This window comes from Prauserella cavernicola (assembly GCF_016595675.1).
Classification (GTDB): Bacteria; Actinomycetota; Actinomycetes; order Mycobacteriales; family Pseudonocardiaceae; genus Prauserella_A; species Prauserella_A cavernicola.
Map to the genome: position 1 here is coordinate 1 of NZ_JAENJH010000056.1, position 299 is coordinate 299.

Genomic DNA, 299 nt, shown 5'->3' on the forward strand with positions numbered 1-299 from the left:
CCGCGTAGGCCTCGGGTCCGAGGCGGTACCGCCGGTCCGGGGCCTGTTCGACGTAGCCGGCGTGCAGCAGTTCGCGCAGGAGCCGGTGCACGGTGGGTGTGGTCAGCGCGGTCTCGTCGGTCACCTCGGCCACCGAGAGCCCGCCCCGGCGGTCCCCCGCGGCGATCAGGGTCAGCAGGTCCAGCGCGCGCCGTACGCTCTGCGACCCCTGACCGGCCTGGTCGCCCGCGCGAGGACGGTCGCCCGATCGGTCCACATCGTGGATCGATTGTTCTGTCATGGCCACGGCTCAGGAAGCT

General features: G+C 72.6%; 1 protein-coding gene. It reads right to left on the reverse strand.

What is annotated here, in order from left to right:
• A partial coding sequence (locus JHE00_RS34670) for a helix-turn-helix domain-containing protein (protein WP_200326434.1) occupies window positions 1-280 on the reverse strand: 280 nt, incomplete at its 3' end.
• Between the last annotated feature and the right edge of the window lie 19 nt (window positions 281-299).